We start from the raw sequence: 16,031 nt of genomic DNA, 5'->3' as shown, positions 1-16,031 counted from the left end.
CGAGTGGACCGAATGCCGTAAATCGTTACATCGTAATTATTCGTTACGTCTTCGTTATCAACTATCGAACATCGCTCTTTATAAGCAATTCTTTATCAAAACGCGATTCCTTAAGCGCTTCCTTGACCCGCTTCAAGTTATCCCGGAATTTTGCCCCCCGACGTAAGGTAAAACCGGTCGCCAGCACGTCAATCACCGTGAGCTGCGCCAGGCGGGAGACCATCGGCATATAAATATCGGTGTCTTCCGGTACGTCGAGCGTGATCGCCAGCGTCGCCTCACGGGCCAGCGGCGTGCCCGCCGTGGTAAGCGCGATAACCATGGCATCGTTTTCACGGGCCAGCTGCGCCAGCTCGACCTGACTCTTGGTGCGGCCGGTATGCGAAATCAGTACCACGACGTCATCTTCACTGCAATTCATACAGCTCATGCGTTGCAGCACAATGTCATCGGAATAAATCACCGGGACGTTAAAGCGGAAAAATTTGTTCATGGCGTCATGCGCCACGGCCGCCGACGACCCAAGACCAAAGAACGCAATCCGCTTGGCCTGGGTAAGGAGATCCACCGCGCGATTCACGGCGCTCATATCCAGAGACTGGCGGACGTGGTCAAGCGAGGCCATGGCTGATTCAAATATTTTCGCGGTATAGGCATCAACACTGTCGTCTTCATCCACATTGCGATTAACATAGGGGGTGCCATTAGCCAGACTTTGTGCCAGATGCAGTTTAAAATCAGGGAAGCCGCGTGTTTCCAGGCTGCGGCAAAAGCGGTTGACCGTCGGTTCGCTCACACCCGCTTCCTGTGCCAGAGCGGCAATGCTTGAATGGATCGCCTGCGCGGGAGAAGCCAGAATGACCTCGGCCACTTTACGCTCGGATTTGCTAAGGTGTTCCAGTTGAAACTGGATTTTTTCCAGCATGTTCATGTTAACAGGACGCTCATGGGTGTAAACGATTTCATAAATTGATGAAACCGTAATTCGATTTAGCCGATATTACCCCTGTGACTTCCAGAAAGGGTAACAATCGACAAGATAATGTTGTTGTTTTTTTTCATAACTTGATCGGTGTCGGGTTTTGCTGCGGCCCTGTTGCGCAAAGAATCGACGGTTGTTGCGTCATTACGCCATCGTAATCGTCTGAAGGGTGAAAAATCGCGGTATCGCACGCGACGATAAGCGCTAATGGTTTCGGGAATGACGTAAAAGCAGTACAGTGCATTGTAATAAAATTACAACGATACCTGGCGGAAGTACCAGGTGATCCAACTGAGGAGAATGACATGGCGGTAACGCAAACAGCCCAGGCATGTGACCTGGTCATTTTCGGCGCGAAAGGCGATCTTGCACGCCGAAAATTGCTGCCTTCCCTGTATCAACTGGAGAAAGCGGGCCAAATTCATCCGGATACCCGTATCCTGGGGGTTGGGCGCGCCGACTGGGACAAGGACGCTTACACCAAAGTCGTCCGCGAGGCGCTCGAAACTTTCATGAAAGAAAAGATTGATGAAAGTTTGTGGGATACCCTGAGTGGCCGTCTCGATTTCTGCAATCTGGACGTGAATGACGTCAGCGCGTTTAGCCGTTTAGGCGCGATGCTGGATCAGAAAAACCGTGTCACCATTAACTATTTCGCCATGCCGCCAAGCACCTTCGGCGCCATTTGCAAAGGGCTGGGCGAAGCCAAACTGAACGCCAAGCCGGCTCGCGTCGTGATGGAAAAACCGCTGGGCACGTCGCTGGCCACCTCGCGTGAAATCAACGACCAGGTGGGCGAGTTCTTTGAAGAGTGCCAGGTTTACCGTATTGACCACTACCTCGGTAAAGAGACGGTTCTGAACCTGCTGGCGCTGCGTTTCGCTAACTCCCTGTTTGTGAATAACTGGGACAACCGCACCATCGACCACGTGGAAATCACCGTGGCGGAAGAGGTGGGCATTGAAGGTCGCTGGGGTTACTTTGACCAGGCCGGTCAGATGCGCGACATGATCCAGAACCACCTGCTGCAAATCCTGTGCATGATTGCCATGTCGCCACCGTCCGATCTGACGGCGGACAGCATTCGTGACGCCAAAGTGAAAGTACTGAAATCACTACGCCGCATCGACCGCTCCAACGTGCGTGAGAAGACCGTGCGTGGGCAGTACACCGCCGGGTTTGCGCAAGGCAAAAAAGTGCCAGGCTACCTGGAAGAAGAGGGCGCGAACAAGTCCAGCAACACCGAGACGTTTGTGGCGATCCGCGTGGACATCGACGACTGGCGCTGGGCGGGGGTACCGTTCTACCTGCGCACCGGTAAACGTCTGCCGACCAAGTGCTCCGAAGTGGTGGTCTACTTTAAAAACCCGGAACTGAACCTGTTCAAAGAGTCCTGGCAGGAGCTGCCGCAGAACAAGCTGACCATTCGTCTGCAGCCGGACGAAGGGGTTGATATCCAGATCCTGAACAAAGTGCCGGGCCTGGATCATAAACACAACCTGCAGACCACCAAGCTGGACCTGAGCTACTCCGAAACCTTCAACCAGACGCACCTGGCGGATGCTTACGAGCGTCTGCTGCTGGAAACCATGCGCGGTATCCAGGCGCTGTTCGTGCGTCGCGATGAAGTGGAAGAGGCATGGAAATGGGTCGACTCCATTACCGAAGCCTGGGCTGCCGATCAGGATGCACCAAAACCGTATCAGGCAGGCACCTGGGGACCTGTTGCGTCAGTGGCGATGATCACCCGCGATGGTCGCTCCTGGAACGAGTTTGAGTAAGATAATCCGCTAGCCCGAAAGTGTTATTTTACCGGTAACATGATCTAACACAGCTCGCGGCATAATTTTTGACTTTTAAGCTCCGTGTGGATTCACCCGCGGAGCTTTTTTTATTACACTGCCGGAAGTGATTTTGCCCCTGAGCTCCGGACAGCAAGCGTTTCAGCGTTGTTAACAACTGCCAGCGACTTTGTAAACTCCCGAGCCCGGACAGATAAAATGAGAGGAGCTTTTATGAATCCGACATTGTTACGCGTAACACAACGCATTATCGAGCGCTCGAAAGAGACCCGTTCGGCCTACCTCGCCCGGATTGAACAGGCAAAGAGCAACACCGTCCACCGCTCGCAGCTGGCCTGCGGTAACCTGGCTCACGGCTTCGCCGCCTGCCAGCCTGAAGATAAAGCGTCGCTGAAAAGCATGTTGCGTAACAATATCGCCATCATCACCGCCTATAACGACATGCTTTCCGCGCACCAGCCGTATGAGGTCTATCCTGACATCATCCGTAAAGCGCTGCACAGCGTGAATGCCGTTGGTCAGGTAGCGGGCGGGGTGCCTGCCATGTGCGACGGCGTGACGCAGGGGCAGGACGGTATGGAGCTGTCGCTGCTGAGCCGTGAGGTGATTGCGATGTCTGCGGCGATTGGGCTGTCACACAACATGTTTGATGGGGCGCTGTATCTCGGCGTATGCGACAAGATTGTCCCGGGGCTGGTCATGGCTGCGCTGTCGTTTGGTCATCTGCCTGCGATCTTTGTGCCATCCGGCCCGATGGCAAGCGGTCTGCCTAACAAAGAAAAAGTGCGTATCCGCCAGCTGTATGCTGAAGGGAAAGCCGATCGCCAGGCGCTGCTGGAGGCGGAAGCCGCGTCTTACCATGCGCCGGGCACCTGTACGTTTTACGGTACCGCGAACACGAACCAGATGGTGGTGGAGTTTATGGGGATGCAGCTTCCGGGCTCGTCCTTTATCCAGCCGGATGCCCCGTTGCGCAAAGCGCTGACCGAGGCAGCGGCACGTCAGGTCACGCGTCTGACCGGAAACGGCAACGAATGGATGCCGATGGGCAAAATGGTTGATGAAAAAGTCATCGTCAACGGTATCGTCGCGCTGCTGGCAACCGGGGGGTCAACTAACCACACCATGCACCTGGTGGCCATGGCGCGTGCGGCGGGTATTCTGATTAACTGGGATGACTTCTCCGAGATCTCATCCGTGGTGCCGCTGATGGCGCGCCTGTACCCGAACGGTCCGGCGGACATTAACCACTTCCAGGCCGCAGGCGGCGTACCGCTGCTGATGCGCGAGCTGCTGAAGGGCGGTCTGCTGCATGAAGATGTAAACACCGTGGCGGGCTTTGGCCTGAAGCGCTACACCCAGGAGCCTTGGCTGAATAACGGCGAACTGGACTGGCGCGATGGCGCGAGCGCCTCTCTTGACCCACAGGTAATTGCCACCATCGACAAACCGTTCTCTCCTCACGGTGGCACCAAAGTGCTGAGCGGTAACCTTGGGCGCGCGGTGATGAAAACCTCTGCCGTACCGGAAGAGAATCAGGTTATCGAAGCGCCTGCGGTGGTGTTCGAAAGCCAGCATGACGTATTACCTGCCTTTGACGCCGGGCTTCTCGACAAAGACTGCGTGGTGGTGGTGCGTCATCAGGGGCCGAAAGCCAACGGGATGCCAGAATTACATAAACTTATGCCACCACTTGGTGTATTATTGGACCGCCGTTTCAAAATTGCACTGGTGACCGATGGACGCCTCTCAGGCGCATCCGGTAAAGTGCCTTCCGCCATCCACGTGACGCCGGAAGCTTATGACGGCGGGTTGCTGGCGAAAGTGCGTGACGGCGACATGATCCGCGTAAACGGACAGACAGGCGAGTTAACCCTGCTGGTCGATGATGCAGAGCTGGCGGCACGTAACCCCCATATTCCTGACCTGAGCGCCTCGCGCGTGGGGACAGGGCGTGAAATGTTTGGTGCGCTGCGTGAGAAACTCTCCGGTGCTGAGCAGGGCGCAACCTGTATTACGTTTTAAGACGACTTGATTTTAACGATCTGGCGAGAGAAGACTCTGATGAAAAACTGGAAAACAAGTGCAGAAGCAATCCTGACCACTGGCCCTGTCGTGCCGGTTATCGTGGTAAACAAGCTGGAGCACGCTGTACCGATGGCGAAAGCGCTGGTTGCGGGCGGCGTTCGCGTTCTGGAAGTGACCCTGCGCACCGCCTGCGCGATGGATGCCATTCGCGCTATCGCTAAAGAAGTACCGGACGCCATCATTGGTGCGGGTACCGTGACGAACGCAAAACAGCTGGCTGAAGTGACCGAAGCGGGTGCACAGTTCGCCATCAGCCCGGGTCTGACCGAGTCGCTGCTGAAAGCCGCCACCGAAGGCACGATTCCACTGATCCCGGGTATCAGCACCGTATCTGAACTGATGCTGGGCATGGACTACGGTCTGAAAGAGTTCAAATTCTTCCCGGCAGAAGCCAACGGCGGCACCAAAGCGCTGCAGGCCATTGCGGGTCCATTCTCCCAGGTGCGTTTCTGCCCGACGGGCGGTATCTCTCCGGCCAACTACCGTGACTACCTGGCGCTGAAAAGCGTGCTGTGCATCGGTGGCTCATGGCTGGTGCCGGCAGATGCGCTGGAAGCTGGCGACTGGGACCGCATTACCCGACTGGCTCGTGAAGCGGTTGAAGGCGCGAAGCAGTAAGTTATTCGCCGTATGAAAAACGGGCCCCGGGGCCCGTTTTTTTTATCCTGCTACCTTAACGCCTGCGGCGGCCGCTTTCGCTCTCGTCACGGCGTCGTCCACGTTCTCCCCGGTGGCTAATGCCACGCCAAGACGACGGGAGCCGTCGATCTCCGGCTTGCCGAACAAACGCACCTGCAGACCTGCGCCCACCGCCGCGTCGACGTTATCAAAGGTGACGTTCTGGCTGGTTAATTGCGGCAGGATCACCGCCGAGGCGGCCGGACCGTACTGACGGATACCGCCGACGGGCAGGCCGAGGAAGGCGCGCACGTGCAGGGCGAATTCGGAGAGGTCCTGCGAGATGAGCGTGACCATACCGGTGTCATGCGGGCGAGGGGAGACTTCGCTGAAAATCACCTCGTCACCGCAAACAAACAGCTCCACGCCGAAGAGGCCATAGCCGCCCAGCGCCAGGACGGTCTTACGAGCTATTGCCTGCGCGCGTTCCAGCGCCAGGGGACTCATCTGCTGCGGCTGCCAGGATTCGCGGTAATCGCCATCTTCCTGACGGTGGCCAATCGGGTCACAGAAATGAACGCCGTCCACGGCGCTGACGGTCAGCAGGGTGATCTCGAAATCAAACTTCACCACACCTTCAACGATCACGCGACCGGCTCCGGCGCGACCACCCTGTTGGGCATAATCCCACGCCTTGTCCAGCGTGCTGCTGTCGCGGATAAAGCTCTGCCCTTTACCGGAGGAGCTCATTACCGGCTTAATGATGCACGGGTAGCCGATCTCCTCGACGGCCCGCAGGAATGCGGCTTTATCGCCAGCAAAACGGTAGCCCGACGTAGGCAACCCGAGCTCCTCCGCCGCCAGGCGACGGATCCCTTCGCGGTTCATGGTCAGCTTTGCGGCTTTTGCACAGGGCACCACGCGCTGGCCTTCCTGCTCAAGGGCGATCAGCGTATCGGTAGCGATGGCTTCAATTTCCGGCACCACAAAATCCGGTTTTTCACGCGTAATCAGTTCGCGAAGGGCATCGCCATCCAGCATGTTAATCACATAAGAACGATGGGCGACGTGCATGGCGGGTGCATCAGCGTAGCGGTCAACGGCAATGACTTCCACGCCTAAACGTTGACACTCAATGGCGACTTCTTTTCCCAGCTCGCCCGATCCCAACAGCATCACTCGCGTCGCCGATGGCCGCAGCGCGGTTCCTAAACGAATCATAACAATCCCCCTGAAAAAGTTGCGGGCAGTATAAACGAAAACGTTTGCGTCTGTCTCGCGCACGGCTCAGTGCGGCAGGAAGAAATTTGCGCTTCTTTAGTCCGGCCAGACATTTCCTGACGCCTGCTCGCTTACGCTGTGGAACATGTTCACCGTTAAGTGAGGGAAACCATGTCAGGCTGGCTGAATCAATTGCAATCACTGTTAGGGCAGAAAACGGCATCGTCCGGCGAGCAGGGGCTCAGTAACCTGCTGGTACCTGGCGCACTCGGCGGGCTGGCGGGCCTGCTGGTGGCGAATAAGTCCTCGCGCAAGCTGTTGACAAAGTATGGCACCGGCGCGTTGCTGGCAGGTGGCGGAGCCATCGCGGGGACCGTTCTGTGGAATAAATACAAAGACAGGGTACGCACTGCGCACAGGGATGAACCGCAGTATGGTGAACACACCTCGCCGCTGGATCTGCGTACCGAACGGCTTATCATTGCGCTGGTCTTTGCCGCGAAAAGCGACGGGCACATCGACGATAAAGAACGATCGGCGATTGAGCAGCAACTGCGTGAAGCCGGTGTCGAAGAGAAGGGCAGAGCCCTGGTGGCGCAGGCGATTGAACAGCCGCTTGACCCGCAGCGTCTTGCGCAGAGTGTGAAAAATGAGGAAGAGGCGCTTGAACTCTATTTCCTCAGCTGTGCCGCTATCGATATCGATCACTTTATGGAACGCAGCTACCTGAACGCGCTTGGCGACGCGCTGAAGATCCCTCTGGATGTGCGCGAAGGCATTGAACAGGATATCCGGGAGCAAAAACAGGCGTTACAGGGATAACGTCGCGGCGGGGTCACGGTTTCGCTTGCATCATGCGTGGGTTTTGCCAACCTTATAGGGTGTAAAACTAAAAAGAATGATGACATGCCACCGAAAGCCCGACGTATACCTTATGCAATCACCACGCATGGCGATACGCGCATAGACAACTATTACTGGCTACGGGACGATTCGCGTTCCCGGCCAGAGGTACTCGATTACCTGCACGAGGAAAACGACTATGGCCGCAATGTCATGTCCAGCCAGCAGACGCTTCAGGACCAGCTGCTGAATGAAATGGTACAGCGTATTCCTCAGCGTGATATCTCCGCGCCCTGGACCAAAAACGGCTACCGCTATCGCCATATCTACGAGCCCGGCAACGAGTACCCCATCTACCAGCGTCAGTCGGTGCTGAGCGCCGAGTGGGACGAGTGGGATATTCTGCTGGACGCCAACCAGCGCGCGGCCCACAGCGAATTTTATACCCTGGGCGGCATGTCCATTTCACCGGATAACGCGGTGATGGCGCTGGCGGAGGATTATCTCTCCCGTCGCCAGTACGGCCTGCGTTTTCGCAATCTCGACACTGGCAACTGGTATCCGGAAATGCTGGAAAACGTCTCCCCGGATTTTGTCTGGGCAAATGACTCCGAAACGGTTTACTACGTCAAAAAACACGCCTCCACGCTGCTGCCTTACCAGGTTTGGCGACACACCGTGGGGACCGACTCCGCGGACGACGAGCTGGTCTATGAAGAGCAGGACGAAACCTTTTATGTCAGCCTGCATAAAACCTCCTCACGCCACTATGTCATTATCTTCCTGTCCAGCGCGACGACATCCGAAGTTCTGCTGCTGGATGCCGAACTGCCTGATGCTCAGCCGCTCTGCTTTCTGCCGCGCCGCAAGGACCACGAGTACAGCCTGGATCACTTCCAGCACAGTTTTTATGTGCGTTCGAATCGCGAGGGCAAAAACTTCGGTCTTTATAAAACCAAAGTGCGCGATGAGCGCAAGTGGGAAGTGCTGATCCCCGCGCGGGATCAGGTAATGCTGGAAGGCTTCACCCTGTTTACCGACTGGCTGGTGGTGGAAGAGCGCCAGCGGGGGCTGACCAGTATCCGACAAATCAACCGTAAAACCCGGGAAGTGGTGGGGATTGCGTTTGACGACCCGGCCTATGTGACGTGGATTGGATTCAACCCGGAACCGGAATCCTCACGGCTGCGCTACGGCTACTCGTCCATGACCACACCGGACACTCTGTTTGAACTGGATATGGACACCGGACAGCGTCAGGTGATTAAACAGACCGAGGTTAAAGGGTTCGAATCCGAAAACTACCGAAGCGAACACCTGTGGGTCACCGCCCGGGATGGCGTTGAGGTTCCCGTCTCGCTCGTCTATCACAAAGCGCATTTTCAGAAAGGGAAAAACCCGATCCTCGTCTACGGCTACGGCTCCTACGGCTCAAGCATGGACGCCGATTTCAGCAGCAGCAGATTAAGCCTGCTCGATCGCGGCTTTGTTTTCGCCATCGCCCATATTCGCGGCGGCGGCGAACTGGGGCAGCACTGGTATGAAGATGGGAAATTCCTCAAAAAGAAAAACACCTTTAATGACTACCTTGACGTCTGCGACGCGCTGATTGAACAGGGCTATGGCGATCCGCAGCTCTGCTTTGGCATGGGCGGCAGCGCGGGCGGCATGCTGATGGGGGCGGTTATTAACCAGCGTCCCGACCGCTTCAAAGGCATCGTCGCGCAGGTGCCGTTTGTTGATGTGGTCACCACCATGCTCGATGAATCCATTCCTCTCACCACCGGGGAGTTTGAGGAGTGGGGCAATCCGCAGGATGAGATTTACTACCGCTATATGAAAGAGTACAGCCCGTACGATAACGTCGAGGCGAAAGCCTACCCTCACATGCTGGTGACCACCGGTTTGCATGACTCTCAGGTGCAATACTGGGAGCCGGCAAAATGGGTGGCAAAACTGCGGGAGCTGAAAACCGACGATAATCTGTTGCTGCTCTGTACCGATATGGATTCCGGACACGGCGGGAAATCGGGACGGTTTAAATCGTATGAAGGGGTGGCCCTGGAGTACGCCTTTTTGATTGGCCTGGCGCAGGAGACGCTGCCAGGCCGTGCAGAGCGTTAAGCTTCGCCCAGATAATGTTTCAGCGTCAGACGCAGTTCCGGGCTCATTTTGTCGAGGTTGTTATACAGCCAGCGCAAATAGCCCGGGTCTTTATCGGCAATATCCGACACCGCTCTGCCCCGGTACTTACCAAAGGTAAACGTGGTCAGCAGCGCGGGGCGTCCGGTAATGGTCGCCATATCATCCGGCGTCCAGCCGGAGGTGTTCATAATATCGATGAGTAACGCGGCGGTGATATAGCAGTCATACAGGGCGCGGTGATGATGCAGCCCCTCAGGCGTGCGGACGCTGAGCTTACGGGACTTGTACAGCGCCATGTTACTGTACTTGATCCCCGGCCAGAGGCGACGCGCCAGCTTCATGGTACAAATCCATTCCCCGGGCATCTCCGGCAGCACGCGACGGTCAAAGCTGGCGTTATGCGCGACGTACCACGGGCTACCGTAATAGTGGGGAATCACGTCTTCGATCCACGGTTTATCCGCCACCATCGATTCGGTAATGCGATGGATAGCCATCGCCTGAGGGCTGATGGGGCGATCGGGACGCACCAGATGGCTCATTGGGTTGACGATTTTTCCGTCAACCACGTCGACAGAGGCCACTTCCACTATTCCGCCCTGAAGATCGCAAGTTTCGGTATCGATGACGCGCAGCATTGAACACTCCTGAGCTTAAAACGCCTAGCCTAAAGGAATGATATCGCCTTGCCAACCCTGTCTGCCGAGCGAGCCCGTCAACAGTAACTCACCGTTATCCGCGCGGACAATCAGCTGGCCTTTATCATCCCACAGCGCGCTGCCGCTACCGGCATTCGCCATGAGCACAGCAATGGCATATTTATGCGCGAAGCGCTGAAGGGTGCTGATGGACTGTCGCCAGCGGTAATCCCTCACCGACTGACAGCTGGTGAAGAGTGTTGCCCTGGGGTCGAGATTCGGCGAATCGGCGTGGGCATCCATGATGCTCAGGTGTTTATCCCCCGGCATCAGGCTGGCACCGCTGCCTTGCGGATAGCGCAAAACGCGCTGGCGAGAGGGGGTAAACAGCGCGAGGCCTTTCTGGCGCAGACCATTGCGCTCAACGGGGAGCCCTGCAATCACCGTAATCCGGTAAAAATGGGCCGCGTCAAGCAGGGGATCCAGCTGGGCGTCGCCGGGTGGGGGAGGTAACGTCGACGTCCCGGATCCCGTTAATGAGAGTTCAGGGAAGACCAGCAAATCACACCGTTGCCGTGCGGCTTCCGCAATGAAGCGAAGGTGGTGCGTAACATGGTCATCTATACTCTGGTGCTGCCCGCCATACTGGGCTGCCGCTATATTCCAATGTGACATCGTGACTTCCTTATACACTGAGTCGCAGGGATTTAAGAATACACCTAATTTAATCAGGGTTTTCTTATCCTGCCAGATTCAGCGTAAGGAAGTGTAACGAGTCGTTAAGCTTATTTAACTTTAGGCTCGTACGGCAAACGGGAGAGATTGACCGAGGCGAGACGGTGGGCGATTAATCTTTCACGGAACCAGTCCCGCAGATGGGCAGGTTGTTCACGTTCAACAACTTCCGCCACGATGGGCATGTTGTAACGCTCTTTGAAAGCGACGCCAGCGGCAGCGAGATCGACATTCACTTTATCCATCTCGTCCTGAGGAAGGGCGGCCAGATTGATCTTCATTACCTTCTCCTTATTATGCGGCGGCAACGTTACCGCGATTGCGCGACGATGACAAGCGGAGGCGGGATGATCCTCGACTCGTTTATTATACAGCGTTATTCTTTAGCATACAGACATAACGAAAAGGAATGATTGCGATGGGTTTCTCCGCTTCCCGCGCGGCATGCGCACTGGTTTTTCTCGCCTCTACAGTGATTTCTCCCTCGGTGCTTGCGCATGCGCATCTTCAACAGACTATCCCGGCGGCAGACAGCCAGGTGAGCGCACCGCAGAGCCTGACGCTGAATTTTTCGGAAGGTATCGAACCCGGTTTTAGCGGTGTAGTGGTAACGGATGCGCAAAAACAGGTCATCAGGGCCGGTACCGCTACGCGAGACGAAAAGAATAAAACTCAGCTTACCGTACCGCTGGAACAACCGCTGACGCCAGGGACTTACCAGGTCGACTGGCATGTGGTCTCGGTTGATGGCCATAAAACCAAAGGCAGCTATCACTTTAGCGTGAAATAGTATGCTGTCGCTGATTTACATCGGGTTGCGCTTTATCCACTTTGGGGCGCTGATGCTGGTTTTTGGCAATGCGCTTTACAGCGTCTGGTTTGCACCTTCTTCTCTCCAGCGTCTGATGTCACGGCGTTTTCAGGCGCAGCAGAAAGTGGCCTCCCTAATCAGCCTGGCGGCCGCACTTCTCATGTTTATGCTTCAGGGCGGATTGATGGGAAGCGGCTGGGGAGATGTGTTTGCCCCGCAGGTCTGGCAAAGCGTGTTGGGTACGCAGTTTGGTAGCGTCTGGCTGTGGCAGATTATTCTCGCGGCGATCGCGGTCGGTGCCGCATGGCTCGCGCCACTGAAAGGGTCGCGACTGCTGCTGCTGGCAATGGGGCAGCTTATCCTGCTAGCCGGGGTAGGACACGCGGCGATGCTGGAGGGGGCGATGGGGGCTTTACAGCGTCTTAATCATGCTGTTCACCTGATCTGTGCCGCCACCTGGCTGGGGGGATTGCTGCCGCTGCTGTTCTGCATGCGTCTGGCCAAAGGGCGCTGGCACACTGCCGCCATCTACACCATGATGCGCTTCTCACGCGTGGGCCATTACGCCGTCGCCGGCGTGCTGCTCACCGGGGTGGTTAACGCGCTAATGATACTCGGCCTCCAGATTCCCTGGGAGGCTGGTTATGTACAGTTATTGTTGTTCAAATGTGCGCTGGTGGCGTTGATGGTGGTAATTGCGCTGGCAAATCGGTATTTTCTGGTGCCACGGTTCCGTCCGGAAACCGGACGGGCACAACAGATTTTTATCAGGATGACACAGGCAGAAGTGGTGCTGGGGGCGCTGGTACTGGCAACGGTAAGCCTGTTCGCCACCTGGGAACCCTTCTGACAAGGTTAAATATCATATGAAAAAGACAGTACTTTCTCTTGTATTGCTGGCCTGCGCGGGGAGCGCGCTTGCTGCACCACAGGTTATCACCGTCAGCCGTTTCGAAGTGGGTAAGGACAAATGGGCGTTTAATCGCGAAGAGGTGATGCTGACCTGCCGTCCGGGCCATGCGCTGTATGCCATCAACCCGAGTACGCTGGTGCAATACCCGCTGAATGATACCGCCGAGCAGCAGGTGGCCAGCGGGAAGAGCAGCGGGCAGCCCATCAGCGTGATCCAGATTGACGATCCTTCCCACCCGGGGCAGAAGATGAGCCTGGCACCGTTTATTGAGCGCGCGGATAAGCTCTGCTAACGTTCAGGTTTCCAATAAAAAACCGCAGATGCTTGCGAAAGCACTGCGGTTTTTTTCGTTTAATGATGCTCTGACGCTTTTTTTCCAGCCGCTTTAACTGTTGACTGGAAAACCTGGCGTCGTCATCTATTCTTAAAAGGCAAGGCGACTTAGCCTGCATTAATGCCAACTTTTAGCGCACGGCTCTCTCCCAAGAGCCATTTCCCTGGACCGAATACAGGAATCGTATTCGGTCTCTTTTTATCTATTTGTTTTTCAAAGGGTTTTTCTGTCTTAACACTAAATCCCTCCGAAAATTGCTCGAACATCCCATATCCTGTCTAAACCATAACATACCCAGGACCGCGTGCGTCCAGGGTTTTTTTGGATTTTTGTTAAATTTTTGTGGCTGAGAAATCGCTTCGAAAACTCATCGACAGGCCGTTTTCATAGCGTCTGTTCGGCTGTCTTCTGATCGCATCTTTCGGGGCACACAAGAGCTTAACTTTGGCATGGTCGAATCTCCAGTCTCTACAAGCCCCGTGTTAATTCCATCGGATGTTAACGAACCCGGCCTACATCACCCGCGATGCCTCGTTGCACACCCAGCGGTAGCGGCAATTAGCAGCCTATTTTTTTCCTGCCTGGCTCCTATCGTGCCTACTTATACTTTTATGCTGGCTGTTGAATTCTGCTTTTTGAATATTGTTTTAGGCGCCTAATAATCGGTTTTTCTACTTTATAATGTATGAAAACCCCAACAATAATAGATATGGTAATAAGCAAGAATGACATCGCAATAGATATATTTTTATCATTGTTATTCTTTATTACTACATCATTCATAAGATGAGCAAAATAGATATGAGAGACATATATACTGTAAGACGCATCTCCTAACGTATGCATGAAGTTGCTAATAATACCTTTGCCACTGACTGAGAGTGTCGCAATGATTATAATGACAAATGCTGGTAAACCAAATGATATTATTCTTGGGTTACCAGATAACGAGAAAAGACCTATGTAAAGAAGTGCGAATGTTGTTATATAAAACAAAGGTGTCTTGATAGAGATTAATGCCCTCAGTTTAGGATAGATAAGAGCATAAAGGCACCCCGCAGCAAAATTTAACATCAATGGATCCTGAAGGATAAACCCAAGATTTACCCACCCTCGTCGGTCATCATTGATTCCCAATGAACCACTGGTTGTTATTGAAGCAATAATTAAAGTGGAAACAAACATAGCCGCGAAGTTTTTACTTCTGCTAAAAGTTAATGTAAATGAGAACATTACATAAAATATCATTTCATAAACAAGAGTCCATGTTGGTGCATTAGCCATGCGAGCGCGGAAATCATTTATTTCTGGAAGCAGTAGGAAATTGGCTACAAAGTTGTAATGCTGTGCAACAGGAATGTTCGCAAGAATGAGGGGGATGGACACTATTATGTAAAGCGGGTAAATCCTTTTTACTCGATCGCAGAAAAACCGCAACGGTCCCTTGCTATCGTTCTGAGTGTACACCATAAGAAAACCTGAAAGCACAAAGAAAATATCAACACCCATTCCTCCGATGCCCTTAAATACCCACCCAAAAACGGGCCCCCAAAAGTGATTTAGCACAACCATCATTGCGGCGATAGCTCTAATCACCTGTAAATTTCTTAGCTCCATAAGCACCTGTTAAAAGTAATATTTTATAAAAAAAGCTCAGAAGTTTAGCATTAGATGGTCAGTTGATCGACTACCTTAATGAAGAGCTTAGTAGGTGAGCACAGCGATTGTTTTTAAGTTTTACATTCTACGCACAGCGTACTTACTCGCCGCTTTTGTTGCTAAGTCGTAACAGAGTCGGCGGGCTTGCGTGTAATTCTTCATACAAAGCATACTTCCAGCTTAAACACAGCATGCGGAAGCCCGCTTGCTGTGTTTAAGCTGGAAGTGTGTTGTCAGTAAATGGCAATGCCGGGCTTAAAAGCGCGATTTAACGGACGCCTCAATTTCATCAAGCAGTTCAAAGCGACGGCGGTATTCGGCACGCTTTTTACTGGCAATGTCCTCGAGGGATTTGCGCTCCATCTGCAGGGGGAGTTGCCAGCAGAAGGCGGACAGTTTTTTACCGTCCAGCGATCCCCAGAACTCATCATAGCTGGCGTGGAAGTGGCGGCCTTTACTGAGACGATAGCGCAAGGCGCGGAAAACGTGTCCTTCATCGCTGACGGCAAAAATTGCCCGCACTGATGATTGTGCCGCCAGCTGGAAAATCACCTCCATCAGCAGCCGTTTTGGGAACAGACCGTGGCAGGCGCGGGTGGCCTGCTTAATGACATCCCGCGAGACGTTGCGGCGGGGGCCCTGAAGTCCACCTATCACGATGACCCGCTGGCCATTGCTGCGCGCAACGCTGAAGGTGAGGCTGGCAAGTAGCGTATTCTCGCTATCGCGCAGCCACAGCGTGCTTTCGCCTTCGCGCTCGGCTTTTCCGGCACAAGAGGCATTGACGGTATAGATCGCGTCGTTTTTGGCCCTGAACTGGACAATCACTTGCTCATGCGGGCTGGTCAGCGCCTGGGCCAGGCCCTTCTCTTTCAGGCTATCAATCCAGTGATAGTGGTGAATGATAGCGTCAGCGCGATCGTTCGCCGTCAGGCCGCGCATCAGGTACTGCCGATGGGTCTTGCTCGGTAAGGTCACCTGAGAGGCCAGCAGTCTGTCGAAATCGTCGCGACCTGCAAGGCTTTCCAGCATGCGATGGGTGGAGGACCAGAACAGAAGCGAACGCAGAAGGAACTTGAGGCGATATTCGCGTTTCTGCCAGATTGGCCCAGGAGTCCGTTTGCCTTTCACCAGCGCAGAAATAATATGTGTGCGATGTGGATAGAAAACATCGTTATGCAGTTCTGTATTAGACACGTGAAGGCCCTCGTTTTTATCTCCCCTTATTCTAAAGAGCCAGTA

16 protein-coding genes are annotated in these 16,031 nt (G+C 54.5%); 8 read left to right on the top strand and 8 right to left on the bottom strand.

Features of this window, described 5'->3' with window-relative positions; genetic code table 11:
• Positions 1–61 precede the first annotated feature (61 nt).
• Positions 62–931, bottom strand: a complete 870-nt coding sequence (locus tag SP99_RS13815; RefSeq protein ID WP_025756918.1) for a MurR/RpiR family transcriptional regulator — start codon at positions 929–931, stop codon at positions 62–64.
• Between the two features lie 356 nt (positions 932–1,287).
• Between SP99_RS13815 and zwf the strand changes: the two genes are divergently transcribed.
• The 3 genes from zwf to SP99_RS13800 all read left to right on the top strand — a co-directional run bounded on the left by zwf (position 1,288) and on the right by SP99_RS13800 (position 5,490).
• Entirely contained in the window at positions 1,288–2,763 is a 1,476-nt protein-coding gene (gene zwf / locus SP99_RS13810; protein ID WP_028013613.1) for a glucose-6-phosphate dehydrogenase, read from the top strand.
• A gap of 234 nt (positions 2,764–2,997) precedes the next feature.
• Positions 2,998–4,809 (top strand): phosphogluconate dehydratase, encoded by a 1,812-nt coding sequence (gene edd / locus SP99_RS13805; protein ID WP_047958957.1) that lies wholly within the window; start codon positions 2,998–3,000, stop codon positions 4,807–4,809.
• 39 nt (positions 4,810–4,848) lie between these two features.
• Positions 4,849–5,490, top strand: coding sequence for a bifunctional 4-hydroxy-2-oxoglutarate aldolase/2-dehydro-3-deoxy-phosphogluconate aldolase (locus tag SP99_RS13800; RefSeq protein WP_025756915.1), 642 nt, complete (start codon positions 4,849–4,851; stop codon positions 5,488–5,490).
• A gap of 42 nt (positions 5,491–5,532) precedes the next feature.
• On the opposite strand, the gene purT is transcribed toward SP99_RS13800, so the two are convergent.
• A complete protein-coding gene (purT, locus tag SP99_RS13795; protein WP_047958956.1) occupies positions 5,533–6,711 on the bottom strand; it encodes a formate-dependent phosphoribosylglycinamide formyltransferase in 1,179 nt (392 codons plus the stop codon).
• A 171-nt stretch (positions 6,712–6,882) separates the two neighbouring features.
• On the opposite strand from purT, the gene SP99_RS13790 reads away from it, so the two are divergent.
• A complete protein-coding gene (locus tag SP99_RS13790) occupies positions 6,883–7,533 on the top strand; it encodes a tellurite resistance TerB family protein (protein WP_047958955.1) in 651 nt (216 codons plus the stop codon).
• 84 nt (positions 7,534–7,617) lie between these two features.
• The gene (ptrB, locus tag SP99_RS13785) at positions 7,618–9,678 is read left to right on the top strand and encodes an oligopeptidase B (RefSeq protein WP_047958954.1); all 2,061 of its coding nucleotides are present in this window, start codon (positions 7,618–7,620) and stop codon (positions 9,676–9,678) included.
• Here the strand turns inward: ptrB and exoX are convergent.
• The 3 genes from exoX to SP99_RS13770 form a co-directional block, all read right to left on the bottom strand.
• Positions 9,675–10,337: an exodeoxyribonuclease X gene (exoX, locus tag SP99_RS13780; RefSeq protein WP_025756911.1), complete on the bottom strand. Its 663-nt coding sequence runs from the start codon at positions 10,335–10,337 to the stop codon at positions 9,675–9,677. The two genes, ptrB and exoX, sit on opposite strands and share 4 nt — an antisense overlap.
• Positions 10,338–10,361: 24 nt before the next feature.
• Positions 10,362–11,012, bottom strand: a complete 651-nt coding sequence (locus SP99_RS13775; protein WP_047958953.1) for a carbon-nitrogen hydrolase family protein — start codon at positions 11,010–11,012, stop codon at positions 10,362–10,364.
• 110 nt (positions 11,013–11,122) lie between these two features.
• Positions 11,123–11,353 (bottom strand): DNA polymerase III subunit theta, encoded by a 231-nt coding sequence (locus SP99_RS13770; protein WP_013096102.1) that lies wholly within the window; start codon positions 11,351–11,353, stop codon positions 11,123–11,125.
• Positions 11,354–11,490: 137 nt separating this feature from the next.
• Between SP99_RS13770 and yobA the strand changes: the two genes are divergently transcribed.
• Genes yobA through SP99_RS13755 form a run of 3 tightly spaced genes read left to right on the top strand, consistent with a single transcriptional unit; the run spans position 11,491 to position 13,088 of the window.
• Positions 11,491–11,862 (top strand): CopC domain-containing protein YobA, encoded by a 372-nt coding sequence (yobA, locus tag SP99_RS13765; RefSeq protein ID WP_025756909.1) that lies wholly within the window; start codon positions 11,491–11,493, stop codon positions 11,860–11,862.
• Between the two features lies 1 nt (position 11,863).
• The gene (gene copD / locus SP99_RS13760) at positions 11,864–12,733 is read left to right on the top strand and encodes a copper homeostasis membrane protein CopD (protein WP_047958952.1); all 870 of its coding nucleotides are present in this window, start codon (positions 11,864–11,866) and stop codon (positions 12,731–12,733) included.
• 16 nt (positions 12,734–12,749) lie between these two features.
• Positions 12,750–13,088, top strand: a complete 339-nt coding sequence (locus SP99_RS13755; RefSeq protein WP_047958951.1) for a YebY family protein — start codon at positions 12,750–12,752, stop codon at positions 13,086–13,088.
• Between the two features lie 149 nt (positions 13,089–13,237).
• Here the strand turns inward: SP99_RS13755 and SP99_RS24700 are convergent, their stop codons facing one another.
• From SP99_RS24700 to SP99_RS13745, 3 genes are all read right to left on the bottom strand, one after another.
• Positions 13,238–13,396 carry a hypothetical protein gene (locus SP99_RS24700; protein WP_156167801.1) on the bottom strand — a complete coding sequence of 53 codons (159 nt, stop codon included), beginning with the start codon at positions 13,394–13,396 and terminating at the stop codon, positions 13,238–13,240.
• A 343-nt stretch (positions 13,397–13,739) separates the two neighbouring features.
• Positions 13,740–14,747 (bottom strand): acyltransferase family protein, encoded by a 1,008-nt coding sequence (locus SP99_RS13750; RefSeq protein WP_047958950.1) that lies wholly within the window; start codon positions 14,745–14,747, stop codon positions 13,740–13,742.
• 297 nt (positions 14,748–15,044) lie between these two features.
• Positions 15,045–15,986, bottom strand: coding sequence for a VirK/YbjX family protein (locus SP99_RS13745; protein ID WP_047958949.1), 942 nt, complete (start codon positions 15,984–15,986; stop codon positions 15,045–15,047).
• Positions 15,987–16,031 lie beyond the last annotated feature (45 nt).

Origin of the sequence: Enterobacter sp. BIDMC92 (assembly GCF_001030225.1) — a bacterium.
GTDB classification, from domain to species: Bacteria; Pseudomonadota; Gammaproteobacteria; order Enterobacterales; family Enterobacteriaceae; genus Enterobacter; species Enterobacter sichuanensis.
This window is presented reverse-complemented; position numbering and strand designations above follow the sequence as displayed.